Annotated in this window: 26 protein-coding genes and 2 tRNA genes; all 28 read right to left on the minus strand. The window is 36.4% G+C overall.

The window, feature by feature from the left end:
* Positions 1-17 precede the first annotated feature (17 nt).
* On the minus strand, positions 18-2,531 hold the full coding sequence (locus GTO82_RS07110) for a CotH kinase family protein (RefSeq protein WP_180873020.1): 2,514 nt from the start codon (positions 2,529-2,531) through the stop codon (positions 18-20).
* Positions 2,531-2,905: a hypothetical protein gene (locus GTO82_RS07115; protein ID WP_180873021.1), complete on the minus strand. Its 375-nt coding sequence runs from the start codon at positions 2,903-2,905 to the stop codon at positions 2,531-2,533. The genes GTO82_RS07110 and GTO82_RS07115 overlap by 1 nt, the downstream gene beginning before the upstream one ends.
* Positions 2,905-5,277, minus strand: a complete 2,373-nt coding sequence (locus tag GTO82_RS07120) for a phage tail protein (RefSeq protein WP_180873022.1) — start codon at positions 5,275-5,277, stop codon at positions 2,905-2,907. Before GTO82_RS07120 ends, GTO82_RS07115 begins: the two co-directional genes overlap by 1 nt.
* On the minus strand, positions 5,277-6,089 hold the full coding sequence (locus tag GTO82_RS07125) for a hypothetical protein (protein ID WP_260983137.1): 813 nt from the start codon (positions 6,087-6,089) through the stop codon (positions 5,277-5,279). The genes GTO82_RS07120 and GTO82_RS07125 overlap by 1 nt, the downstream gene beginning before the upstream one ends.
* A complete protein-coding gene (locus GTO82_RS07130) occupies positions 6,086-10,720 on the minus strand; it encodes a tape measure protein (protein WP_180873023.1) in 4,635 nt (1,544 codons plus the stop codon). The genes GTO82_RS07125 and GTO82_RS07130 overlap by 4 nt, the downstream gene beginning before the upstream one ends.
* Positions 10,720-11,016: a hypothetical protein gene (locus tag GTO82_RS07135; protein WP_260983138.1), complete on the minus strand. Its 297-nt coding sequence runs from the start codon at positions 11,014-11,016 to the stop codon at positions 10,720-10,722. Before GTO82_RS07135 ends, GTO82_RS07130 begins: the two co-directional genes overlap by 1 nt.
* A gap of 68 nt (positions 11,017-11,084) precedes the next feature.
* Complete coding sequence (locus GTO82_RS07140) at positions 11,085-11,465, minus strand: phage tail protein (protein ID WP_180873025.1); 381 nt, start codon at positions 11,463-11,465, stop codon at positions 11,085-11,087.
* A gap of 36 nt (positions 11,466-11,501) precedes the next feature.
* Positions 11,502-12,077 carry a phage major tail protein, TP901-1 family gene (locus tag GTO82_RS07145; RefSeq protein ID WP_180873026.1) on the minus strand — a complete coding sequence of 192 codons (576 nt, stop codon included), beginning with the start codon at positions 12,075-12,077 and terminating at the stop codon, positions 11,502-11,504.
* 13 nt (positions 12,078-12,090) lie between these two features.
* The gene (locus GTO82_RS07150) at positions 12,091-12,468 is read right to left on the minus strand and encodes a hypothetical protein (RefSeq protein ID WP_180873027.1); all 378 of its coding nucleotides are present in this window, start codon (positions 12,466-12,468) and stop codon (positions 12,091-12,093) included.
* The gene (locus GTO82_RS07155) at positions 12,465-12,815 is read right to left on the minus strand and encodes an HK97-gp10 family putative phage morphogenesis protein (RefSeq protein ID WP_180873028.1); all 351 of its coding nucleotides are present in this window, start codon (positions 12,813-12,815) and stop codon (positions 12,465-12,467) included. Before GTO82_RS07155 ends, GTO82_RS07150 begins: the two co-directional genes overlap by 4 nt.
* Entirely contained in the window at positions 12,802-13,080 is a 279-nt protein-coding gene (locus GTO82_RS07160; protein WP_180873029.1) for a hypothetical protein, read from the minus strand. Before GTO82_RS07160 ends, GTO82_RS07155 begins: the two co-directional genes overlap by 14 nt.
* On the minus strand, positions 13,049-13,423 hold the full coding sequence (locus GTO82_RS07165) for a phage head-tail connector protein (protein WP_180873030.1): 375 nt from the start codon (positions 13,421-13,423) through the stop codon (positions 13,049-13,051). Before GTO82_RS07165 ends, GTO82_RS07160 begins: the two co-directional genes overlap by 32 nt.
* Before the next feature lie 57 nt (positions 13,424-13,480).
* Positions 13,481-14,419, minus strand: a complete 939-nt coding sequence (locus GTO82_RS07170) for a hypothetical protein (RefSeq protein WP_180873031.1) — start codon at positions 14,417-14,419, stop codon at positions 13,481-13,483.
* 16 nt (positions 14,420-14,435) lie between these two features.
* Positions 14,436-14,999 (minus strand): DUF4355 domain-containing protein, encoded by a 564-nt coding sequence (locus GTO82_RS07175; protein WP_180873032.1) that lies wholly within the window; start codon positions 14,997-14,999, stop codon positions 14,436-14,438.
* Between the two features lie 144 nt (positions 15,000-15,143).
* Positions 15,144-15,347 (minus strand): hypothetical protein, encoded by a 204-nt coding sequence (locus GTO82_RS07180; RefSeq protein ID WP_153939354.1) that lies wholly within the window; start codon positions 15,345-15,347, stop codon positions 15,144-15,146.
* Entirely contained in the window at positions 15,329-16,915 is a 1,587-nt protein-coding gene (locus GTO82_RS07185) for a hypothetical protein (RefSeq protein WP_180873033.1), read from the minus strand. The genes GTO82_RS07180 and GTO82_RS07185 overlap by 19 nt, the downstream gene beginning before the upstream one ends.
* Positions 16,896-18,311, minus strand: coding sequence for a phage portal protein (locus GTO82_RS07190; RefSeq protein ID WP_180873034.1), 1,416 nt, complete (start codon positions 18,309-18,311; stop codon positions 16,896-16,898). The genes GTO82_RS07185 and GTO82_RS07190 overlap by 20 nt, the downstream gene beginning before the upstream one ends.
* Before the next feature lie 11 nt (positions 18,312-18,322).
* The gene (locus GTO82_RS07195) at positions 18,323-19,591 is read right to left on the minus strand and encodes a PBSX family phage terminase large subunit (RefSeq protein ID WP_180873035.1); all 1,269 of its coding nucleotides are present in this window, start codon (positions 19,589-19,591) and stop codon (positions 18,323-18,325) included.
* Entirely contained in the window at positions 19,584-20,039 is a 456-nt protein-coding gene (locus GTO82_RS07200; protein ID WP_180873036.1) for a terminase small subunit, read from the minus strand. Before GTO82_RS07200 ends, GTO82_RS07195 begins: the two co-directional genes overlap by 8 nt.
* A 17-nt stretch (positions 20,040-20,056) precedes the next feature.
* Positions 20,057-20,257, minus strand: a complete 201-nt coding sequence (locus tag GTO82_RS07205) for a hypothetical protein (RefSeq protein WP_180873037.1) — start codon at positions 20,255-20,257, stop codon at positions 20,057-20,059.
* Between the two features lie 41 nt (positions 20,258-20,298).
* Positions 20,299-20,955 carry a terminase gene (locus GTO82_RS07210; protein ID WP_180873038.1) on the minus strand — a complete coding sequence of 219 codons (657 nt, stop codon included), beginning with the start codon at positions 20,953-20,955 and terminating at the stop codon, positions 20,299-20,301.
* 99 nt (positions 20,956-21,054) lie between these two features.
* Positions 21,055-21,125, minus strand: a tRNA-OTHER gene (locus tag GTO82_RS07215).
* 37 nt (positions 21,126-21,162) lie between these two features.
* Positions 21,163-21,236: transfer RNA gene (locus tag GTO82_RS07220), tRNA-Phe, on the minus strand.
* 561 nt (positions 21,237-21,797) lie between these two features.
* Positions 21,798-22,358 (minus strand): ArpU family transcriptional regulator, encoded by a 561-nt coding sequence (locus tag GTO82_RS07225; RefSeq protein WP_180873039.1) that lies wholly within the window; start codon positions 22,356-22,358, stop codon positions 21,798-21,800.
* Positions 22,359-22,477: 119 nt separating this feature from the next.
* Positions 22,478-22,840: a hypothetical protein gene (locus tag GTO82_RS07230; protein WP_180873040.1), complete on the minus strand. Its 363-nt coding sequence runs from the start codon at positions 22,838-22,840 to the stop codon at positions 22,478-22,480.
* A gap of 2 nt (positions 22,841-22,842) precedes the next feature.
* Positions 22,843-23,100: a hypothetical protein gene (locus tag GTO82_RS07235; RefSeq protein WP_180873041.1), complete on the minus strand. Its 258-nt coding sequence runs from the start codon at positions 23,098-23,100 to the stop codon at positions 22,843-22,845.
* Between the two features lie 2 nt (positions 23,101-23,102).
* Complete coding sequence (locus GTO82_RS07240; protein WP_180873042.1) at positions 23,103-23,501, minus strand: hypothetical protein; 399 nt, start codon at positions 23,499-23,501, stop codon at positions 23,103-23,105.
* A gap of 10 nt (positions 23,502-23,511) precedes the next feature.
* Positions 23,512-23,673, minus strand: coding sequence for a hypothetical protein (locus GTO82_RS07245; RefSeq protein ID WP_180873043.1), 162 nt, complete (start codon positions 23,671-23,673; stop codon positions 23,512-23,514).
* Between the last annotated feature and the right edge of the window lies 1 nt (position 23,674).

The raw sequence follows: 23,674 nt of genomic DNA on the forward strand, positions 1-23,674 counted from the left end.
AATAATTTTCTCCTTTATTAGTTATTAAAATATTTGTTTTTCAACCATGCTATACGCTGCATGTACCATCTGCCAATACGGTTTATATTATCAACCAATGTATTTTGCATACCAGGCCAGCGTTCAAGTTCTGCATTAAAAGCAGTAAGTGGAATATGTCTTACATAATCAACAAAAGCTGTATCTACGGCTGAATCTGACATGACGCCATCAATCAAAGCCTTAGTACGTTTTAAGATCTCCTCCTTATAGAACTTCCATAGCTGATACATCAGTCGGTTAGCATTGGTTACATTCTCGAACGTTACGCCATGGTCTCGCCAATCGTTTGTATCCGACTTAGCGTGTAGATGTTCCCAAAAGTCTGGTGTTCGCCCAAAGATTGAATCCAAGTCATATGCTGCAATGTACCACTTTTTGCCATCAAATGTTTGTAGCAAGTAGTTTCTGAAAATGCCATCATCATTATCAACTAAAACTGAAAAGATGTAGTAGTCAATGGCACTATCTATATCAAGTAATGGACTAACTGCTTTGTTAAAATCATCTACTGTATCATAGCTAGCCAATGCAGCTCTGATTAACTCATTTACTGAATCTTTAGCCCATTCTGTATCTTTTGTGCTACAGAATTGCAATTCCATTTGATCCTTTAAATTAGTTTCTTGCTTAAACGCACCTTGAGGATCCCAGATTGTGTCAATGATTGCATATTTGTTCTTAGACTTTTTAGGCATCTTTGCCATCCAGTCGTCTTTAGGAATATTGAATGAATATAGTCCCCAATATTGACCATTGATGTAAACACCAATTGGGAATCCGTCTACCGCTCCATAAGTACCGCCAATTGATAGTTGTGGATCAGTTTCAGCTATAATACGATTTCCTGTATCGTCAACCAATTGGTCGCCATTAATATTGAGAATGCCTGTGTTCGCATTCTTATGCGTTCCACGAATCATACCCCATAATCTGGCACCAACTACATTTAACGCTTGTGATGGATCAGCATAATTAGCTTTGATAACATACTTATGATTTTTGCCATAGCCACTAATTCCTTCAAAGCTCTTGTCAAGGTTCAAAGTATAGTTCTTTTTAGGCCAAGCAACACTTGAAGCACCTTGCACTTTAAACTTTTCTACAGTCCCAGAAACTCCATATGCTGGGAAACTATAAGTAACCTCGTTCTTCAAAGTCTTTGATTTATCTTTAAGCGATAGAATATTGCTACCCCAAAGGTAAAGAACTGGCATGCCATACTTTTCAGGCTTAAAACTAGTAGCATTCTTAATTGCTTCTCCAACTGCTTGACCATCAGCTGGCAATCCTGCTTGCGTAAGAGTTACATCGGTTAGTGGCAGCCACTTATAACCACTGATGCGATTGCCATAGTCATCCGTAATATGATTGCCAAAATCATCAACTAGCAAGATATCCATCAGATGACCAGCGCCCTCTAGGTTCTGAATATCAACGCTATTCTTCTTAATTCCTAGTGAATTAAGTTCAATATCATTGGTATTTTGATTGATTTTACCCTCTTGCTTTATCAAGTCTTCTTTAAGAGGTGCTAGTTCGGAGTTCTCAATACCGATTGCTTGATATGCACCACAATCTTTCCAAGCACCATAGAGATATATCCACTTGTGACCAGTATCTGCCGTGATGAAGATACCATCTGCACCATTAGGATAATTCTTAGTCAGCTCTCCAGCGTTTGCAACTGCAATAGGGTTAGTCTTCATTTGCGAAAGACGTTCATTGATTGCACTGTTCATCGTATCCATTCCTGTTTGGAATTCAGGTCTGGTTACGATATCATAGTTAGCAATTTGTTGTTGTGTACCAGCTAAATGCTGTGAGATATTTGCTTGTTCAGCGCGATTAGCTCTGATCTCGCCATTTAAAGCATCAATGTTATCTCTAGATGTTTGAAGAGATGTATTGATATTATTCTTTGTTTGGGCAACAAACTGATCTACTTTTTGAGTACCATCAGCAACCATCTGATCAGTTTTAACTTCATACTCTCGCACTAATCTGTCTAACTCTGCACTGTAGTACTTTGAAGTCTCACCAACTCTAAGGTCGTTACCTAAGACTTCAAAGACAATATTGACGCTTGTAAGAACGTTACCGTTAGTATCTTTAAGTCCAAAGTGGCCTTTAAAAATCCCTTCTTGAGGAAACATTTGATCTTCAAGAATGTAGTCCATGAATCCACCGTCATGACCGTTATCAGTTGATCCTTGCCACTCACGATAAAGTGCGTCTGGTGCCATAACGATCTCTTTTGTATCTGGTTCTTCATAGTGTTTTCCAACCATACCCTGAATAAAGGGAATAAAGCCGTGAACGTTCATTACACGCCCTTGGTCATACCATTTTAGAGTAAGAATTTTTCCGTTATCTCCTACTCTTGTTTTGAAGAAATTACTTAATCTGGCATAGTCTTCCCCTTCTTTTGCAATATCAGCAGGAAAGTAATATGGTTGCCCACCGTTATTAATTGTTGGCATATTATTCATTAGTCAAGTTTCACCTCCTCAGCAATTTGACTATGATTCTCTTGATTAGAACTAATTGTTTGAACTGCTGTAGCCCCATCGCCAAAGACGGCAACGTTGAGCTTGTCAATCTGTTTATTAATCGTTCCAATATCTCGTTTAACTTCTGCAACTTCACTAGGCAAAACTTCCAATGCCGTAACTCGCTTGCTTAGATTGCTTAAATCACTCTCAACCTTATCCACCTTTTGAGCTTGTGTCATACAGTACTCTAACCCTTGTGCCATAGCTTCACGGACATCAACGCCAAATTTCTTATGTCGGATAGCGTCCGCAATTTGTTGTGGCGTTAACTGTTTGCCATCTATGTGGCTGTTGTCAAAATAATTAGCCATTACTCTCTCCCTTCCTGCTCTAATTTATCTACTTTTTCACTTACTGCTTTTAGCTGTTCGGATGTCGCATACTTGTTTGGCAGATCATCAATAATTTTTTTGATTTCAGCATAATCTTTCAAGTGCTTGTCTAACTCATCCTTGATATATTTAGCATCAAAATTACTCTGTTCAGACACTTGGTTAATGCTTTGATTAACCTGATTATTATTGCTCTCAACACTCATTGCACCCGATGAAAGATTAGCAATAGTAAGTGATTGCTGAGCTAGTGTTTTTTGAATTGATTGAAACCGTGCATTGATCTTTTTGCTGTCTTCAATCTGATAGTCAGTCAAACTCTTAGCAACATCAGCGATCTTTAAGCTACTATTTCTCTCGTGAGCGAAATCAATATCTTTCTCGACTACTTGAAGTAATTGAGCTGTCTTAGATACCTGTGGATTGACGAACTGATAAGAGTCGCCAACCTTAAAACGATCAAATTCTGGTAGCTCTAATGCTGAAACTTCAAAAGAGTTCTTTGTGACGTGCCGTTTCTCATTAGCAAGCCACTTCTCGCCCATCTGCTTAATTTGAGCTGGATCTTGCAAGTCATCAAAGATCTGCGTTCCTTCAATCACACCAAACTGCTTAATTAAGTCAGCATCTTCGATATAATCCTTACCACCATTGACGCTGGTAATGTTAAATCTAGGCTGGGGGCTTTCATCTTCATAGGTCTTAGAGTGATTATCACTATCGCCTTTTTGACCGCCCTCTTTAATAAGCTTCAACGGGTCTAGCCAAGCCCAGTTAGGATCGAAAGAATGACCTTTTGTGTAACCCTCATACCATGATTTCTTGGTTACACCTATATGAACGTGACTAGTATCACGTATCCCAATCACATCGCCAGTCTTAATCGTTTGTCCTTGACTAACTTTGATGTTTCCACGACTTGAAAAAGCTTCTTGGTAAACAATGTCATATCCATCTCTTGAATGAGTAACTACATACCAGCCAATATAACCATCATTGCCGATTCTAGTTACTGTACCACCGTGAATTGCATGTACTTCACTTCCAGGGTGGTCAATGCTACCGAAGTCTAAACCATCGTGAAAGTTATTAGTTCTACCGTTGCCAGCATGAACACCAAAAAGTTGTGCGTCCATGAAATGACCTTCGCCAACTGATGGAAACGGCCAACCCCAAGAGTTAAGCGAACCCTTGTGAGTTGTCTTGACTTCGTCCATTCTTTTCGTGCCGTTTGGAGACCAAGAACGATAGATTTGCCACTTATCGACTTCGGACTTCCAATCATTCATATTGAAAAGCGCACACAATTGATCAAACCCTTGTTTCCAAGTTGTAAACGGCTTAACCATGTAATTTTGAAAAGTACCTTCTGTGAACTGTAATAATCCGGCACTTGGGTGACCGGCTCTAGCATTCGCATCCCAACCATTAACTGCTGTTTCAGAGCCACCACTTTCGCCTTTGATCATGTTTTTAATCTTCTGAACATATTCATCACTAATGGTTACGCCCATGACTTTACCAGCATTACGAATAGCCGGTCCCCAGTCACCATTGACAGCATGAGTTACACCAGTAGCTACACCATTTTCATCAACAGTGTCATCATCACCCAGAGTGGTTTTAGGTGCTGGTTGCACTTTACCTAATGGGATTAATCGAGTGATTATTCCTGTAGGGTCAATGGTTTGCTTAGCCGATAACATATTTTTACCAACAGAAATAGGAGTGTCCGCCTTGTGGGATACTCCTATTGTTTTGGTGTAATCAATGTAATTAGTCTGCTTATCGTGGTCGTATCGTACTCTGATATACCCACCAGTTTTGTTGATTAGCTGAGCGGTAATTGCTTCTTTGGTGGTTGGATAATCAATCTGCCTTTGAATGATACCCTCATTGTCTGAATAATCACAGTTGCCAAGCGTAAAATGCTTATAATTATCAGAAAATTGACCATTATGTACCTTAATTAGCTTTTGCAAGTAAGCTTTAGCACTTGACCCAGAATCATTATCAAAGCGTTGAATACTATCCAGCAGATAAGCATCAATAGCTTCAAAAATATACTCACGAGTAAATCCACCATTAGAAGCCATTTCTTTGGTTGGCTTAATTGCTCGACCACGGAAGATAAGATCATCATCTTCATAAACTTCAATGTGAGTTATTAATGGCTCAACACGATCATAGAGAGGATTTAACTGATTAACAGTAAGATCAAGATCATCAATATCTGTGAGCTTTAAATTAAGGCTACCAGATACTAAATTCCTTGTTGCTAAGTTCTGGTCATACACGATAAAGCCACCCTTATCAGTTGGCTTATCGTATGCCACAATCCTATAGCCCACTAAATCATCTCCTCTCGCTTGAATTGGAAGTGAACTGTGCCGTTACCTGAAACAGTCAAACTGGTTACTCCAACTGGTAGCATTATTGTTACCTTAGTTGCGCCAGCCTGATCTAAATCAAGGTTGATATTAGATCCTGTTACCTTAACATTTCCAGTTACCGCAAAGCCTAGTTCTACCGGCTTAGAGCCGTAATTATCTAAGTCAGCTTTTGCAGAATTATTATTCACGTTAAAAGTGGTCTGTTGGTCTTGCCAATTGTCAAAATTAATCTCGTCCCAGATATCAGACCCTTCATAACTTCTAGCAATCGCATAAGGATAAGCCTTAAATTTAACTGTTGCTGTTAAAGTCCCGTTACTTTCATCATCAGAACACTCCACGCTTTCAGATTTAGCCGAAAAACAAAAACCAGAATTGAAAGTATCATCAAGCTCTCTATATCCTGCTGCTTGCATAATTAGACGCTTGATTTCCTTTTCTTTGGCTTTTCTGTAAGAGTAATCTTCATCAACTAAAAGAAGCTCGTAAGTGATCTCACGGGCTTCAAAAAATCTTTGATTATCTAAGTTAGAAAAATCTTCCTCGCCTTGCGAATAAGGAACTGAATAAGTGATCTCTTTTTCCTTAGGTGTTGGTGCATCCCTCTTAGTAAGCCACCAGCCTTTATCAGCAGAATTGAAATTAGCAAAAGTAAAATCTTCATCAGGAGCACGAACCATAACCGGCGAGGTTTCGATTGTGTCATGAAAAAAGCCATCATTCTCATATTGCTTATTAAACTGTGAAAAAATTCTATCTTCACGCATCATTTTGAAAACCTTTCATTTAGTGAAATATCACTACCAAATTTTCGATTATATACATCAGCTGTCGATCCAACTAATGCACCAGTATCCATTACTATTTGCTGTTTTCTATCAAGCTTATTACTGATATTAGCAATTAAACCAAGTAACTGATTATTAGGATTAATGATAAGTTGACTACGAGTATCAAGAATAAATCCAGCTTCGCCAGCTAATGTACTACGAACTCGTCCAATTAAATTCTGGGCACTCTTTTGCGCATCTTCTGTATATTCGTCAATACCAGAAGCAATTCCTTTAGCAAGCCATTGACCAACTTCTAATTTCATTACTCTAGAAGGTGAATTAATATCTGCTTTTCTTCGTGCTGCTGCAACAGCTTTTTGAACTGCACTTTCAGCGGCTCGTCTAATGGCTCCTGAGCCACTAGTAATACCTTCTGCAATTCCTTCTGCCAAATATTTACCAGTTGAATACATGTCACTGTGATAAGTTCTAGCACCACTATTTGCCGAACTTCCTAAATCTTTTCCAGTTGATCTCATTGCACTAGATTTAGACTTAAGACCACTTTGCATAGAACTTCCTAATGTAGTTCCAGCCCTTTTAGCTGAAGATTTTTTACTATTTAAACCACTAACTGCACTTGATCCTAATGAAGCGCCGGCTGAATGAGCGGATTCTTTACCGCTTCTAACTCCAGACGCATAACTATTTGAAACTGATTTACCTGCAGACTTAATTGATCCAGTTGATGACTTCGCTCCACTAGCTGCTGCTTTTGGCAATTCTTTAGATGCAGATGATACGGAACCTTTACCCGATTTAACACCAGACGAATATGCTGTAGCAGTTTTTTTACCTTCCGACTTAGCTTTAGCAGTATTAGCCTTTAACCCTTTATCGGCTGCATCAGAAACTTTTTTAGCAGATTTTTGAACATTAGGAGCTTGCGAACTTAACCCATTAGAGATTTCTTTTGCTCTCTTGGTTCCTTCATCATTTGCGCCTTTTCCTTTTCCGCCACCTTTACGTTTAGACAGACCTTTATCAACTTTATCACTAATGTTTTCTCCGGCAGCCTCATAATTGCCACGTTTGATGGCATCTAAGAAACTCTTTTTGCCATCACTACCACCTTTAAACATCTTGGCTGGTAATTTACCCAAATCCTTCATAACTTGGTTATTCATTAAGTTACCAGCTTTTTCTAAATCTCCGGAAGCTACAGCGTTTAAGAAGTTTTGTGTTCCTTGTTTTCCAGCTGTTCCAAAGTACTGAGCCATTACCTGCATACGTTCCCACATCGTAGCTGAATGTTGATTAATTTCACTCAACATTTCTTCTAAGCCTTGAGTGGTACTAATTTTCATCTTATTTAATGCTTGTGTGAAAGTCTTATGAGTTAGCTGACCGGAACGAGCCATTGACTCAACAATTTGAGTATTGTTATTGTCAATCTCTTGCAGTTTTTTCTGATCGCTTTGTTTTAAAGCGTCTAATTGCATTTGATAGCCATTCTTTTCAGTTTCGGTTTTGGCACTAGCTAACTTTTGTTCTAAGTCCTTTTCACGTTGTGCATTAGCTTCATGTTCTGAATACAAAGCATTATTTTGTTGCTTTATTGCAGCGATCTGTCTGGTTGTATCTTCTTTAGTCCACTTTTCATGATTATCAATCTTAAGTCTAAAAGCTCTTAATTCCATATTGGATTGATCAATTAAAGCTTGTGCAACTGCCTCATTTTGATCTTTAAGGGCTTGCTTTTGCTCATCAGTTAATTTCTGACCATTAGAAGCAACTCCAGATTGCAGCATTTTATTATTGTCATTCATAATTTGCTGCATTTGATCAGCGCCCTTAGATTGGTCGCTTAGCATTTCATTAATAGCAGCAGCTCGTAACTTCCGCTGATTTTCTCCGCTTTCTTTTGTTGCTTGCTCCATTAAGGCACTGGATTTCTTTTGAATCTCTTGCTGTTTAGAACTCCATGATTTTAATAAAGTTTCGCTGGTTGAAACATATCCTTTCATCCCATCATCAGAACCAAAGGCTGACTTCATCGATTCGACGACTTGGTCAAAACTTTCTTTATTAGCCTTATTATCATTTTGCATAGATTTAGAGGCTTCAGACCACGCCTTTTGAAAATCTTTTGCTTTTTCTGCATCATCATCTGTCGATTTACCAACTTGCTTTAAAGCATTAACAGTTTTAGCAGTGGCACTATTATTAGCTAAGTTCTGCCATTGCTTACCAATATCAGAAATTCCATCTTTAATAGCACCTACTGATCCTTTAGCACTTTCAGCGGCGCCCTTAAAGTCGCCTTTAAAGAACTTTCCGATAGCCTCTCCACCTTTTGCAATAGCGGTAATTAAAGCTTTAATTGCAATAACAATTGTGGAGATACCTGTGATTACAGTTCTAATAGTATCAATCGCACCAGCGACTACCAACATAATCGCTGATAAAGCAACCAATAAAGTACCACCAATAACTATTGCAATTCCTTGCAAAACTGGTTTCAGGGCTTCTAATACTACTTTTAAGGCATTGATTATCGGACTAACTGTACTTTGCATACTAGAAAAGCTTTGACTAACACCAGAAACAAAACTAGAAACAACTCCACGAATATTCATAAAGTTGTTTTTCCACATTACAGTAAAAGCCACAACTGCAGCAGTTATTGCAGCAAGTACGATTCCAACTGGACCAAGTGCAGCAGTAAGCGATGCACCAAATGTTCGTGCAACACCCAAAACCCTACCTAACCCGCTAGTAATTGCAGCAATAGGATTTTGAAAAACGGAAAGCAACATAGGCCCAATTGATCTTAGAGAAGAAAATGAAGCTCTAATTCCAGTTCCCATTGTTTTAAAAATAGAAACTATCCTAGAGACAACGGTTCTAGCAATCGTTTGCATTGAACTTCCTGCACTTAGAAGACTAGGTCCTATATTTCTAACTTGTGCGGTCGATTTTTCGACATTCGGACCTAATTTATTGAATTCTTCTTTGACAAGATTTAAACGATTTCTCAAAGGATTTAATGAACTACTTAAAGCATTTATTCCGCTAATAGATTCAGTAGATTTAGTACTACTTTCTTCAATCTTAGTTAAAAGATTTGAAAGCTCCCTAGCAGTTGTCTGATCTTGCTTTCCCAATAAAGAAATAGCATTTCTTGCCTTATTTATTGCAGTAGTTGATGCATTACTTTTAGTTCCTAATTTATCAATAATTGCAACTGCCTCGCTAATAGCATTCTTTGCCGTTTCACCAGCAGGCCCCATTGTCTTGATATTATTAGACAACGCAAGTATACGAGCGCCAAAAGTTTGAAATTGAGTACCAATCCCAAAGAATTGAGTTAAACGAGCTGTAGCAGTACTGATTCCACCAGCTAAACCTAAGAAAGGTTGAGCAATAGTATTAGAAATATTTATTGCAGTTTTAAATGCTAAAAATGCAGTAGTTGCACGTAATACTATTGAAATTAAAGCGGCTACTTTAGTGCTATTTTGCTGAATAAAGTTAGCTAATCCTACTAGAGCCTGTGTTATCTGCTGAACTATTGCTCGAAATGTATTTAAAGCCGCGGCTTTATCGTTTTGCGCATACAGTAAGCCATAGGATTGAACTACACTCTCAATTGCTGATTTCCATGCTGGAAAAATCTGCATAATAGCATCACGTAAAATATTAAAAATATTTCTAATTGTGGCTACTGATCCTTTAATTTGATTGCCTAATGCATCAAGATTTTCTTTAATTTTTGAAGAACTCTTGTTAATCCAACCTGCAAGATCTACACCAGTTGCCTTTTTTATAGTATTATCAATATCTTCAATGATATCCGCTAATCCGGCCTTGACACGGTTCTTCATATTGGCTACTGCTGTACCAATACCCGCAGTAGCATTTAACGCAGCTTCATGAAATCCTGTTGCACCTTGATCTAATTCAATAAAGCGATCATTCAATTGTTTCATCGAAATCTGGCCGGATTGTACTTTAGAATACAAATCCTGCATTGAACCTGAGGCGATACCAAATGATTTAGCAACCTTTTGTAAAGCATATGGCATAGTTTCTTCAAGTGAGCGCCACGACATCATATCTACTTTTCCGGTAGATAACATTTGAGTATATTGGATCAAGCCACGACTTGCATCTTCAGCACTCGCGCCAGAAGCAATAAAGGCATCGTTTAAAGCTAAAGTTGATTTAGCAGCTTTATTAACATTATTTCCAACAGCTGGATAAAGCTTTTCGGTAGTGGAGGCAACTGTATCTAATGCTGTAGGTAATCCATCAACACCTTTTTTCAGCATATTAATTGCTGACGTACTTTCTTTAATTGGTGACCCCATTATCTTCATAATACGGGGAAAGTTTTGCAAGGTGTCAAATCTTGAAACAGCACCATCCAAAGAACTAGTCATTTCCTCCACACCTTTTGAAATAAGAGAAAATACTGCTGTTCCTTTTGCCATTTCGCCTAAACTTGCCGTTACCCGATTAGTATCATCAGAAAAACCTCTAATACGTGATCTCATTTGAGCAATAGCACTGGATATATTATCTCTAGCGCTAAAAGTCGCAGTAACTCCATAAGTATCAGACATTAGTTACCTCCTTTCTGTTGTGACATTTGTTGCTTAGCTAATTTTCTTGCTCTTTCTGCTCTTTGATGCAATTGAATGTACTTGTTTATCTTCTTCTTAGCTTTGCCATCTATAACAGATCTTTGTTGTTCTAAATCAATGCCTATTTCTTTCAATGATTTATATTTGTAATATCCATCTTTATCCGTGATTGTGGTTAATTGCTGAATAAACGGAATCTGATAAAAAAGGCTCTCCGCTTCAATATATGCAAAGCGATGAGCCTTTATTCTTTGTTTCCATTCAGTTAATGTCATATTACCTATTTCTTCACGTGTAAAAGTAGGATAATACTGCATCATTGTGATGATAATTTCATCAAAAGTTATTCTTTGGGTGCCATTTGTTCCATTGGATTTTTGATCTTGTCGAATGCTTCCGTAATCATCGGATTGATTGTCTTCATCATCTGTTTGGTAAGTGGTTCGGTCTTGAAAAAATCAATCAGCACCTTATAGAGATTTCCACTATTTTTATCATGAATTACTGCTTGTTCAACATCTTTTTCCTTTACTTTGTATCGCTTCAGCAATTTAGATAGAGTATCAATCAAAGTAAAAGCATCCCCTAAATTAAGACCGGCAACAATATTACTCAATAGTTCTGTATTTTCTCCAAACTTGTTAGGAACAAAACCAAAATCTCGTAAATTATTTAAGGTTAATTCTAATTTATAAGTTTTACCGTTCAAAGTGATTTTCTTCATTATATCTTCTCGCTTTCATTAGTGTTAACTACTGGGCTAGCTGTTACTCGCTGGAGTTTCTGGTTTCTTATCATCAGGATAGATTTGACTATATTCATCTAATCCTTTTTCTTCGTTAGCACCTGCAGTAGTATCACGGAAGAAATTATTTGCAGTAGCTACATCTTCATCACTTACAGTTGCATAACCACTAACGAGCTTCCCGTCCACATTCAATGTAGTTTTAACTGTTTCGTTATCTCCCACCTTATCAGGAGTTTCCCAACTTGAAAGATAGCCAGAACCATATTGAGCTAAATACTTTCCTTTATTATCAGGATCTGGCTTTTCAAAATTAATCTCCCAACAATCTACTAGTTCGCTATGCTTTGCAGCATAGTGCAATAAACGATAAGTAGGTGAATCAGAAGCTAAGGCTTCAATATCAATAGTTGTAGTAATCTCACCAGGATTGTTAACTGTACCATCTTTAGTTTCAGTAGTTGCCACTTTCCCAGCTTCCTTAATAGTATGTGTAGTTTCTAACGCCAAACGAGTAGCATTTTTCTTATCTCTATCTTTAGCTAACTTAAACATTAGGACTTTACGAGTCCCACTTAATGCTTTTTGCATTTCATTTTCCTTTCTATCTCAAATTAAAATCTAAAATTAATCGTCCATGCTGTAATTGAATATTATTTGCAGTCTCACCTAGAATATTTGATGAACTACCAGCTAAAGCAAATGAATAATGTTCAGTGGTAAAGAATTTAGGTATTAATCGCTGAATTTGTTCCATAATCGTAGCTACTTCAGAGCGATAATTGTATTCAGCAAAAACATGAACAGTTAAATTACTAGTTCCAGTTACAAAATCTTTAGCATAGACATCATTATTAATCTGATCTCCAATCATAATAAAAGGATATCCTTGACTTTCATCAGGTAAATAATCGAAAGTTGGATATCCTGTTATTTTGCAATATTCAATTAAAGCTTCAAATAATTCTTCATATGGACTCATCGTGCTAAATCCTTTAAATCATCAATAAATTTAATTCGTTCTGACATAAATGGAACACCAACATATTTTCTAGCATCCATAAATCGAGTACCAAACTCAACGTAAGCAGCATAATTTACCAATCCACCACCATAAGTAACAGATCCAGTAAATCCATCTCTGCTAATTTGAGTTTGAGCAGATTGCTTTAGATGTCCTGTATCAACCGGTACAGCTTGTTGAGTAGCTGTCATTAAATTAGCTGTGTGCTTTTTAACAACCTTTTTTACAGCACTCATTTTTTGTTGATTGGCTAATGCTTCATCTAAAGCGTCTAAACCTTCCCATGAAATACTATAGTCTGCCATGATATTCAACACCGATCAAAGTAGTAACTCGATCAGTTGTCCTTGCACTAGTTACTTCTAAGTTGCAAGGCAAATCATTTGATTTAATAAAACCATTTCTAAACTGGACTGGAACAGGTAATCTGACAACATAAGGTCGCTGCTTGGCATCACCAAAAATATTAATCGTTTGATCTAATCCCATTTGAGTAACATTAGCCGAATATGCAGTACTTTCATTAGGCTGATTTTTATTAATTAGATGAACGACTGTGTCGTATCGCATACGGATTCACCCACGTTCCTTTATTTACACCAGAATGATCTTTACGCCACTGACTTATTTCATCATCCCACTCATCAAAATCAGAAGAAGCAAATGTAATAGATTCTCCATCTTGTGAATAGCTAGCCATACCTTCATTCTTAAAACGATTAAATTTTTTAACTGCTGCACCACGTACAATTGCTAACATCTCATTTGGGAGAGTACCTGTAACAGATAGCCTTAATTTTAAAAAATCGGTAGCATCTTCAAGATACAGCTTCAAGAGGTTGTCATGTTTAGTATCGGATAATTGGAGAGCTGTTTTCAGCTTTGTTAGTTGGTCATCTAATACGTCACTCATTTCGATCTTCCTTATTATTTTCCCCGCCTCGCTCGGTTTCTTGATTACCTTGCGGGGTTACGCTTTTTTTATTGAAGAGTAAATACCATCACGTTTGTGTTTCTTAATAAATAGATCGTGGTATAAGCGGTTTTGGTAAAGATATCCATCACCTTCAGTATGTTGACCTGGTGCAAATAAAAAGACCGCATTTTCTTTAACGATTGAAATAATTGAAGGTTTCGCAACGATTAAGAAATTAATTGCTTTGGCATCTTCCGTTGGTTTAGCACCATCCTTAAAATCATACTTGGTCATAAATCTATTAGGCTCGTATACTTCAATTAATTGAACTCCATCAATTGAAGTAATACGAGATTCTAACGCAGTAGTGCCTACATTTTGGTTAGTAATATTTCTAGTAAATTCTTTTGAACGTTCTAAAGAGTCCATTACTTCGCTAGAAATATAACCTACTAAGTTTTGTGTGCCATATTTACGAACTTTACCAATACCAGTCTTCAATTGTGAGTAAGCATTGGTTGCATCTAAGGTTTCTTCTACCTTATGAGTTTTAGCAAGTAAATTTCCTTCTGTATCACTTGTATCGATATTATCGAAAGAAGTCGCCATCTTAGAAAAACGATAAGAGTCTAATTCTGGTTGAACTTGCTCGGTAATGAATACATTAGAAATATTAGCCATTGCTAATTCTTGATTAGTTTCATCCACCTCTTGTCGATCGAGATAGAACTCAACGTCTCTGTCTTGTCCCATAGTGTAAATAGTTTTTTCATCAGTAACAGTACCCGAATTAAAACCTTTACCACGGGTATGAGGTTGTAAACCACTAGTACTAATGGTCTTTAAAGTAAAAGATCTACCGCCATTGACTAAATCTACTTCTGGAGTACCTAATGCACCAGTAAATAATCCAGCTGTGATCTTTTGATCTAATAAATTTCCGTCTTTTGTAACATAATTGAAGCCCTTAGCTTCTACGCCTGTTTCTGGCATATTTTCAAAATCCTTTCTATAAACCTAGGGCGTGTTTTAAATCATCTTCTGGAGTTTTCAGCTTATTGCCTCCAACTTTCGGAGTTTGACCTTTAAGAATGGAATTTCTTCCTTCTTCACGCGATTTATTAACTAATTCGATAATTGCTTTTGCATTAGAAGCAGTAATGTTTGCATCATTATTAACCACCATATTAAGAACATCATCGTCAATATTGAGATCTGCCTTTTTAAAGATGCCATTAACATCTTTAATAGCGTTAGATCGCTGGATTTGAGCTTTTAAGTCAGCATTAGCTTTCTTTAATTGCTCATATTCTCTTTGACGCTCATCTTCTTCAGTGATTTCTTTAGCAGATTTGCCATTATTAGTCTTTAATTGATCGATTTCTTTTAAGGCATCTTCATACTTTGACTTATAGTCATTTTTCTTTGCTTGTTCCTTAGTAATTCGGTCAATATAGGGTTTAACAATTTCATCTGCATCAAGCTTTTTGTAATCTGCTTTTTCTGAATTGGTAGCTGCAGCTTTACCTTCTTCAGTATCATTAACAACATTATCTTTTATATCTTTTGGCATAATTAAATGTCCTTTCTAAACACACGTTTTAAAGTTTCGGGGAACTAACTCATGGTGTTCTTTAGAGCCTGCACACAAGGAAAAAGGCAAAAATAAAAGACCATTGAACTTGATCAATAGTCTTGAATGTATTTATTTAAATTGTTAACCCACTAATATTTTGTCGGGATCAATAGAATCTGGCATCGTATCATTTCTCTTTTTTAGCAGTTTTAAAAAGAATTCCCATTCTTCATCAGAAAAACTATCTTCAAAAGGAGTAGTTTTTATTTCGTCAGTGAAAGGCCCTTTAGATAATTTTTCCTCATAAGCAATTATTTCTTTTTTTCTTATTTTATTTCTTGACACGATAATCCACTTCCTTTTAGCCTACGCATAGCTTCTTTATAAATTTCATTATCATCCCAATTATAATGAGTTCTTCTAACGTTTTCAATTGTCTTGTCTACAAGATATGAATAAGCAAATTTATCAGCTGAATATTTAAATATCCTTCCATCATGTGTAACTACAATACCGAAGTTATACTTTCTTTTATTAGCTGCTGCATAATCAGAACCGGTTGGAGGTATATTAGTTGGATGATTATGCATTCCGATAATTGTATATGGATCATATTCTTGACTAATACGGTGTCTTGCTTTTTCGCTTAAACCAACTTCTAATTTATCATCTGGTCCAAACGTTTTTGCAACAATTTCACCTTTATTATTCAAAATATAACTATCTTCACTATCGCTATTCTGTCTATGGGTTAGCATAGCAATTGCATATTTTCTAATTTGTGCATTCAAATTTCTATCATTGGTTATATGATCGAATTTAGACTTAAATTTCTCGGAATTAATATAGTTCCAATTTACTTTATTAGTTCCAGATCGCCAGCTTCCACCTTTTTCTTTTATAGTAGAACTACTTTCTTTGCCTAAATCTTTAATATCATTACTCTCACCATCAACCCAATAGGCAGAAATAGCACATCTACAATTAGGATGAGTTTGGGCAGGAATACTCGGTACTTTATCATACTCATATACTCCGCTACCAAAACCGCTATTTTCCCGACCAATTGCTGAACATAAAAGGCAGGCTTTAGGCTCATTTATCCATTTTACAAACCTATAACCTGCCTTTTTAATACTTCCCCATTGTGCCATATAAAGTACTCTAGATATTTCGGTATTCAGTAGTCTATCAGCAACATATCGCCAATTATGAACTGTATCAGTCATTAAGGACTGCATTCTCTTAACATCAAAATGAGCTAATCCAGTAGCAAGAACTTGTTCAACATTAGCTCTTAATCCTACTTGATTAGCCCACAATCTGCTTGACCAATTAGCTCCATTAACGTCTGCACTAACAACGCCCTGAATTGCTACATTGTTCAACATACTATCATTTTTTCCGCTAATTCCTAGAATACCGGCTTGCCGTTTGGTTTCAGCAATATATCGATCAACTAAAGTATTCCCAGTAATAGAAGCAGCATTTAGACTTGCTCTAGCAACTTCTAAAGCAATATTAGCCCTGAGATATTCTAAACGATTAACTCTCATTGTAGTGTTATAAACACGTAATTCTTGGTTAACCGCTTTTGGATAATCTTTATAAGTAACATGATGGCCATTTTTTCTCATTACTGCAGCCTGCTCTACAATTTGCTTTGCTTTAGCAGAATATGCCTTGACGTCCATATCAGTTACTTGTTTTTTAGCTAATTCTAAGCCTACATTATTTCGATCTGCTAATGATGATATTTCTGCAGCAATTTGTTGATTAATATTATTCAGCATTACGTCATAATGCCTATTTAACTGAGCAATAGCATTTTTATCTTGCTGAATATATTTTCTAATGGCTTCTTTTTCCATTGCTTGACGATCAAGCCAATATTTACTGCTCTTTCTTAACATCGTCATCACGCTTCAAACCATCAATAGGTAAACTTAATTTTTGAACTTGCTGAATTGCATCAGTTTTTTCTTTTGAAATCTGCTTCATTTCGGATTCCGGATCAATATCTGGAATCATCCCTAATTGGGTCTTCTTAGAAACAATACCTTCAGCATTCTTAGCATTATCAATTGCACTAGCCATATCTTCAGGAAGATTACGAATGAACTTGAAATCTAATTCACTCCATAACTCTTGATCTTGCTTATTATTAAATAAAGTAGCAAGTACAATCCGATAAAGTTGCATCAATGATTTATCAAATTTACGCTCTTTGCTATCGGCCTTATTCTTCATTGCAAACAACTTATATTGCAGGGCTACACCGCTAGAATTACCAGCAAAGTTTTTATCTTGAATATTTGGAACCATAGCCATCATAAAAATAAAATCTGTTAAATGCTGAATAAGGTTCTCTTGCATCTGATCTGCATCCGGTTTTGAAATAAAACCGATTTGTGGATTAGTATCTGGATCAATGTGATTAACATACAATACACGATTATTCTTAAAATCAAACTTAGGATTACCTTCAGCATCTTCTGGTAATTCGAAGCCCAGCATATACATATAAGCATTGTCAAAGTATTCTACTTGATTGGCTTTTTGACTGATTACTTTATCCAGAGCATTGATTAAAGTCTTGATAGAATCAAAGATACCTTGTCGTTCTTCATTTTCAAAGAACTCAACTGCAGGAACTAACCCATATGGATTAATTGCATATCCAGCCTCATTAGTATCTTCTTCAATATCATATCCTTTAAAACGATATAGCTTATCAGCGTATTGGATTACTCCATAAGCATCAGTCCAATTGTTAGAATTATCAATCTGATAATGAACAAATGCTAAGGGCTGACGCTGTACTGTATCGTCATAAATGATAAAAGCATGATTAGGGCTAGAATACATCAAATGCGGTCTCGCATCTTCGCCCTGGTATACGCTTGCAATAGAACGGCCAAAAATATCACATTGTTTGCTGATTTCATTAATTGTGTCAAAAAAGTTTTCCTGCCTATTCCATCTGGCTATTTCATCAATTTTTGAACTGCCATTAAGTAGTGAGAGCTTAGGCTCAATACCGCAGAAATATCCATTGTAAACATCGACAACATATTTTGCTGAATTAACTACAATCCGATTATCTGCCCCCGTCTCTTTCCCAGGTGCTGTTAGGATATTATGTTTGCCTAAATATAGCTTCATATTTTCTTTATACCTAGGCTTTAATACTGTTTCATTGTATGCAATAAAACCAAGTAGCTCATTGCTAGTTAATTTTTCTCCCTTAGGAAAAATAAAGCTACTGTTTCCAGTAACTTTATCTCTTCCGTAATTAATATCTTTCAAAATCTCACTCCCTACATGAATGATTTAAGTAACGTAGCTTTAGTACTTCCATGACCATTTTCTTCTTCAACAGCATAACGAGTTGCATCAATACAGTGGTTATAAGCGTCAATAGGCTTATTAGTGTATTCATCTGTTTTCTTATCTTTTACATACGTATAATTCTGCAACTCTTCAATCGTCTTAACGCAACGATCATCGACTATCCAATCAAATTGCTGCAAGAACTGAATACCTTGAACAATTGAATCAGGTCCTTTCAAAGCTGGCCGAATTCGATATATTCCATCTCTACGCATTTCAGCAATCGACTTCTTTTCTGCGCTATCTGCAGTTATTACTTCTTTTGCGAAACCCATGTCCTTAATAACTTTAGCAAGTTGGTTATTAAGCAACCCTCTCTTCACAAATTCATCCATTACATAAAGCTTACGTCGCTTTAAATCTAATTTGATGTGCATAAATGCACTAGGGTCGTTAACAAACCCATAGTCCAATCCAAAGTAATCATGTAGATTAATCAATTCTGGATCTCTTGGATTTAAACGTCTTGTTTCAAAGCTTGGGAAGACCAACTTATCCAATGTTGCAAATTCACCCAGTGTGTAGATCTTATAATAAGCAGGATTGGTTCTCTTTAAGTCCTCAATTGTCTTGATGTTGTCAGCATCTAAGAATTTATTATCCTTATAAGTCGATTGATGAATTGCCACACGGTTTTTATCATAATCAGCTGCTGGATCAAACCAGGTTGTATAAGTCCAATTAAGCTTGCTAACTGGATTAAACATACAAAATATTTGTCGTTGCTTATGCTTAGGCTCACGAAGTCTAAGAGTTAGTTGCGTGTAGTCATTATGATTAAACTCACTTGCTTCTTCCATAACCACATCTGACAGTCCCTTAATAGATTTAATCTTTTCTGGATCATCCATACCTTGAAATAAAAAAATCGCCCCATTTGGAAGGACGATTGTCTTATCAGATCTATTTACGTGACAGTACTGGAGTATATCCCAGCTACTTAAACACTCGGTAACATCAGTAAAAATTGAATTCTTAATTGTTCTGTCAACTTTACGAAGCCATAATACCTTTCTTGGTACACGCCAGTGCTTCAGAGACTTCAGTACAACTTTCTGTACAACACCATGGCTTTTACCACTAGAAGCTCCACCATACCAAACTTCTGTAAATTTAGAGTAATCAAATAAATTGTCATATATTTGCTGATTAAACACTTTTGAGGGATGCGGGAAATTCAAATTAATCCTAACCATCATAATCACCTGGATCAATATTTACTGTGATATCAGTTTGAGTTTCAACTTTATCGGTAAAGATCTTATAGTACTTTCCTAGTAATTCCAAAGCTTTTAACTGATCTTGATCTTCAGGAGTTACTGTAGTTACATTGTCATACTCAACCTTTGGCTTCTTTCCCTTATAGGACACACGCTTAAATATCTTTTGACTAGGCTTTCCTGCTGCAATATGGCTCAAATTATCTAGAACCTCATTGATATCAAGAATATCGTTAACCTTAGTTTTATGCATTATTTCGCTAAGATATTCAGATACGTTATCATTTGCTATCAATCTTGACCCATTGGCTCTTGCTTGATTATCACTTTTGACTTTATAAACAGCCTTATACGCTCTAGAAGCATTGAAATCTTTCAAATATTCCTGACAAAATTTCTTCTGTTTTGGAGTTAGTTCTTTCAAATTATCACCACCTTAGTTTATGCATACCAACGTCTAAACAGAATATCTTTAGTTTTTAAAGCTTCTTTTGCAAAACTCTTTGGATCAGAACATTTACTAGAAGCAATCATATTAAGTACTTGCTCATACAAATTATCTTCCAATAAATGGGCTACTTCGGGATCTGACTGCTCTTCTTTTATTTCTTTAACCTGGTCTACTACATCTTTAATATCCATTATTCTCCAAAATAAAAAGCCAGCTTATGCTGGCTTAAAAATTATAAATTGTCTAGACAAAACTTATATTGCTTATCATAATCTTCAAATTCATCAATTATGTTAGTAATGGATAATATTTTTCCATCTTTAACTACTAAATCAATTAAAATATTTTGGCCACCTATTCCAACTTTATTTTCAATCTTTTTATCGTCAATATTCTTTTCAATTTTCATTAATTCTTTAAATATATGAATTTTATTATTTGAATCTCCATTTAGCAAATAGTCTATCGCTTCTTCACACTTAGGCTTTAATATCCAATTAGGATTTGAATAACTTGCTATCTCTTGCATATCGAATCTATCTGTACTCCTAAGAGCATAAGCATGGGTATTCAGATCTTCATCAAATCCAAAGATATAAATCGTCGTATCCGTATTTACTTTTTCAATATTATTTTTTAAAAAGTCTCGTATTATTAGACTAAATGTTTTAACCTCTTTCGATAAAATTGATCTAGCCTTATCCATAGCTATTCTAATAATTGAAAAGTCCCCAGTTCCACACAGTATACTTTGAGTAAAAAGATAATATTCAAATTTTTGAGTAAAGTAAGATGGAACAGTTTTTCCACTGTCATCTTTTCTCGACGCTAAAGTATCCATAGATAAAACAATACTATTAGGACTAATTTCGGCATTTAAAGCAGTCATAAATATTCACCTCAGTAACAATTATAAAAAAATCAACTCCGAAGTGACAGAGTTGACTTTTTTGAGATGAATATACATTGCTTGTCCCTATTAGGACAATAGCGATAGATGGAATCGAACCGCCCCGCAGCCATTTTCACGGCCCGCTCCACCGATTAAGCTATATCGCTACCCTTTTCATGAATCGTGGAGGTGATCAGCCTCCTATGGCAACTGATGGGATCGAACCACCGACGACTTAGAACTTCACTCTAACGCTCTACCAACTGAGCTAAGTTGCCATGATGCTCTGTTAAGGTACAGAGCTAAACCAACTGTAAAATAAACAACCGATTTATTTCGTGAATGTTTATCACACTCTACCAATATAATTTTTGTTTTGTATGACAAGGTAAAGTTTTTGTTTTACGTCCGTTTTCCGCCGGACAATGAGCAGCGTGGGGATCGAACCCACTGTATATTGTGAAAGAAGATTCCTTCTTTCTAATTCCAAATTGTGTCGTACTGCCCACGACTATCGCGCAGTCCACTGAACGATAGCCAACTCTTAACTACAATACGCTCGCCCGAACCGTGGGGTCATCGCATATTTAATCCTAGGGAGTAGCATCAAGCCCTAGGTAAGCAACAAATAGGAATCGAACCTAAATGCTGCTGCACACCAATCATGAGACTAATTAACAGAGATAAACAAATAATGGTTGATGTACTAAGAGATCTTTATTCAAGACCTAAAATTGTAATTACTAAAAATTCTTGGAGGATTTCTAGGATCTTCCTTGCTTGAAAGGGTGTCATGTCGAAACTTTTTATTTTTTCGACACTAACAATTTACCATGCTTTCAATCCGATAAGTGTCCGGAAACTGTACGATAATCGTACGATTTACTTTTTTCTGGAGCATTCTTTTTAGGCTTTTCTTCTTCTTTTTTGATGATCAAGTCAGGTATGTCTAAGCAACCATTCTTGGTCTTTTTGGAGTTCAGCAACTCTGCAAACTCGCATAGTGCTGCCTTACGCTTAGAGTAATACTGGCTGTTAGAATAGCCCACAATTGGTTGTATCTTCCAATCAGGCATCTTTTTGACAAACTTATTAAGTAAAATTTGCTGATATGGATACGTGGGACTCTTTTGACATAAAAGAATAGTCTGATAAACAGTTACTGCTCTTAGCTCGTTGCGCTCTACTTTCTCCCATGCTTTTTCTAGCTTACGCTCTTGTGAGTTAGTGGCACTATGAGATGCAGGCATTCCTGTAAAGGGTTGACCGGATAAATCGTCCAAACTAAGTGCAGCGCCCTTCACATACCCTGGAAACGTGTACTTTAGAAATCCAATAACTCTGCCGGAAGTCTTATCCATATCCATATCAAGTCCTAAGTCTGTATTTTTCTGTTCCACGTTCCCACTCCTAAACTAGCCTTCTAAGCCATAATCTCTATATTGTCTTACTTCCATCGCACGCAGATATCCTTCACGATATGCTGCTTGTTTTAGCTCCCTATAATCGTTACTCATCTTTACCACCTTGTCTCTCTATCTTCAATAAAGTCTTTTAATCCATCTATACTCGACAAAAGCCGGTCCGTCTCTTCTTTTTCATATTCAGCAATTTTCTCAATTCTAAAATTATCGTAATCTTTAAAATTAGTTTTAAAGAGTGCTTCGACTCTTTTTGCAGTAGTACATTCATGATCTAAATCACGTAATTTAAAAGTATAATAATCATCAGCAGGCTCGTTTTCAAATTCAAGGTCTTTTAAAATTGATCTCGAAAGACTTAATCCGGTTTTAATTATCTCTTTTTCACCATCATTCGGGTCTTCAAATGAGTAAACACCCTCACCTGGATATAGAGGATCGCCACATACACTACATAACATGTTTATACCCCACCATATTCTTTCTTAAGATCTCCAAAATCAAAATGAATAGTCTTCTTATATGCGGTTGCAACTGCATTTAGTTGTATTTCAGCAAGTCTCAACTTAAAAGGAAGAACTATCTCCATTATTGCGACACGGCCTAGATCTTGATCGCTACGTGTATGCCATGCTCTTTGCATTGCCTTTTTATATTCGATTAGCAAGTAACGAATCTCAATTTTGGCTTGTTTCTTCCGCAATTTATCTTCTTTTCTCATACTTAAAACTCCAATCTAACTCTCTTACGTTTGTTAGCTGCTACCCATCTAGTAGCCACTTCCATCATTAATTTTTGAAAATCTGGATTGCTCCATGCTGACTTGCCCATAAGTTGGCTACGGGCATACTCTTCATTTAAAGCGTCAGCTAACTTCTTGCTGGTTAACTTGCTATAAGACTCTTGTACTGGTTCCTTCTTTTCTTCAGCATAATAATCATGAAAAGGATCAGCTAATGATAATTTCTTTCTTTTGGCCTGATACCCAGCTGAAAATACCCCCCCGATAAGGTTTAAGGTATCCAAGTCTTCTAAAGGCTTATGATCGTCTAACTTCTTAATAATTGTCTTGTCTACATAGGCAATCTTTAAATCGCCCAATACGTCAGATGCTACTTTCATTTTTTTCTCCTTATACAAATCTCAAAAATAATAGAACTACGTTGATAATGGTTAGTCCCACTAGTGAATAAACAGTCACTACTTTGTCATACTTCGGATCAACGTTCAGACCGTAATATAAATTGATTAGGATGAATGCTACCCACCATTCAGCTGATAAATGTCCGTTCATC

The organism is Lactobacillus johnsonii, from assembly GCF_013487865.1.
GTDB classification, from domain to species: Bacteria; Bacillota; Bacilli; order Lactobacillales; family Lactobacillaceae; genus Lactobacillus; species Lactobacillus johnsonii_A.

Bases quoted from the DNA above. Each gene is read 5' to 3' on its own strand.
- GTO82_RS07110 (WP_180873020.1), bottom strand. From the start codon at position 2,531: ATGAATAATATGCCAACAATTAATAACGGTGGGCAACCATATTACTTT.
- GTO82_RS07115 (WP_180873021.1), bottom strand. From the start codon at position 2,905: ATGGCTAATTATTTTGACAACAGCCACATAGATGGCAAACAGTTAACG.
- GTO82_RS07125 (WP_260983137.1), bottom strand. From the start codon at position 6,089: ATGATGCGTGAAGATAGAATTTTTTCACAGTTTAATAAGCAATATGAG.
- GTO82_RS07130 (WP_180873023.1), bottom strand. From the start codon at position 10,720: ATGTCTGATACTTATGGAGTTACTGCGACTTTTAGCGCTAGAGATAAT.
- GTO82_RS07135 (WP_260983138.1), bottom strand. From the start codon at position 11,016: ATGACATTAACTGAATGGAAACAAAGAATAAAGGCTCATCGCTTTGCA.
- GTO82_RS07140 (WP_180873025.1), bottom strand. From the start codon at position 11,465: ATGAAGAAAATCACTTTGAACGGTAAAACTTATAAATTAGAATTAACC.
- GTO82_RS07145 (WP_180873026.1), bottom strand. From the start codon at position 12,077: ATGCAAAAAGCATTAAGTGGGACTCGTAAAGTCCTAATGTTTAAGTTA.
- GTO82_RS07150 (WP_180873027.1), bottom strand. From the start codon at position 12,468: ATGAGTCCATATGAAGAATTATTTGAAGCTTTAATTGAATATTGCAAA.
- GTO82_RS07155 (WP_180873028.1), bottom strand. From the start codon at position 12,815: ATGGCAGACTATAGTATTTCATGGGAAGGTTTAGACGCTTTAGATGAA.
- GTO82_RS07160 (WP_180873029.1), bottom strand. From the start codon at position 13,080: ATGCGATACGACACAGTCGTTCATCTAATTAATAAAAATCAGCCTAAT.
- GTO82_RS07165 (WP_180873030.1), bottom strand. From the start codon at position 13,423: ATGAGTGACGTATTAGATGACCAACTAACAAAGCTGAAAACAGCTCTC.
- GTO82_RS07170 (WP_180873031.1), bottom strand. From the start codon at position 14,419: ATGCCAGAAACAGGCGTAGAAGCTAAGGGCTTCAATTATGTTACAAAA.
- GTO82_RS07175 (WP_180873032.1), bottom strand. From the start codon at position 14,999: ATGCCAAAAGATATAAAAGATAATGTTGTTAATGATACTGAAGAAGGT.
- GTO82_RS07185 (WP_180873033.1), bottom strand. From the start codon at position 16,915: ATGTTAAGAAAGAGCAGTAAATATTGGCTTGATCGTCAAGCAATGGAA.
- GTO82_RS07195 (WP_180873035.1), bottom strand. From the start codon at position 19,591: ATGGTTAGGATTAATTTGAATTTCCCGCATCCCTCAAAAGTGTTTAAT.
- GTO82_RS07205 (WP_180873037.1), bottom strand. From the start codon at position 20,257: ATGGATATTAAAGATGTAGTAGACCAGGTTAAAGAAATAAAAGAAGAG.
- GTO82_RS07210 (WP_180873038.1), bottom strand. From the start codon at position 20,955: ATGACTGCTTTAAATGCCGAAATTAGTCCTAATAGTATTGTTTTATCT.
- GTO82_RS07230 (WP_180873040.1), bottom strand. From the start codon at position 22,840: ATGTTATGTAGTGTATGTGGCGATCCTCTATATCCAGGTGAGGGTGTT.
- GTO82_RS07235 (WP_180873041.1), bottom strand. From the start codon at position 23,100: ATGAGAAAAGAAGATAAATTGCGGAAGAAACAAGCCAAAATTGAGATT.
- GTO82_RS07240 (WP_180873042.1), bottom strand. From the start codon at position 23,501: ATGAAAGTAGCATCTGACGTATTGGGCGATTTAAAGATTGCCTATGTA.
- GTO82_RS07245 (WP_180873043.1), bottom strand. From the start codon at position 23,673: ATGAACGGACATTTATCAGCTGAATGGTGGGTAGCATTCATCCTAATC.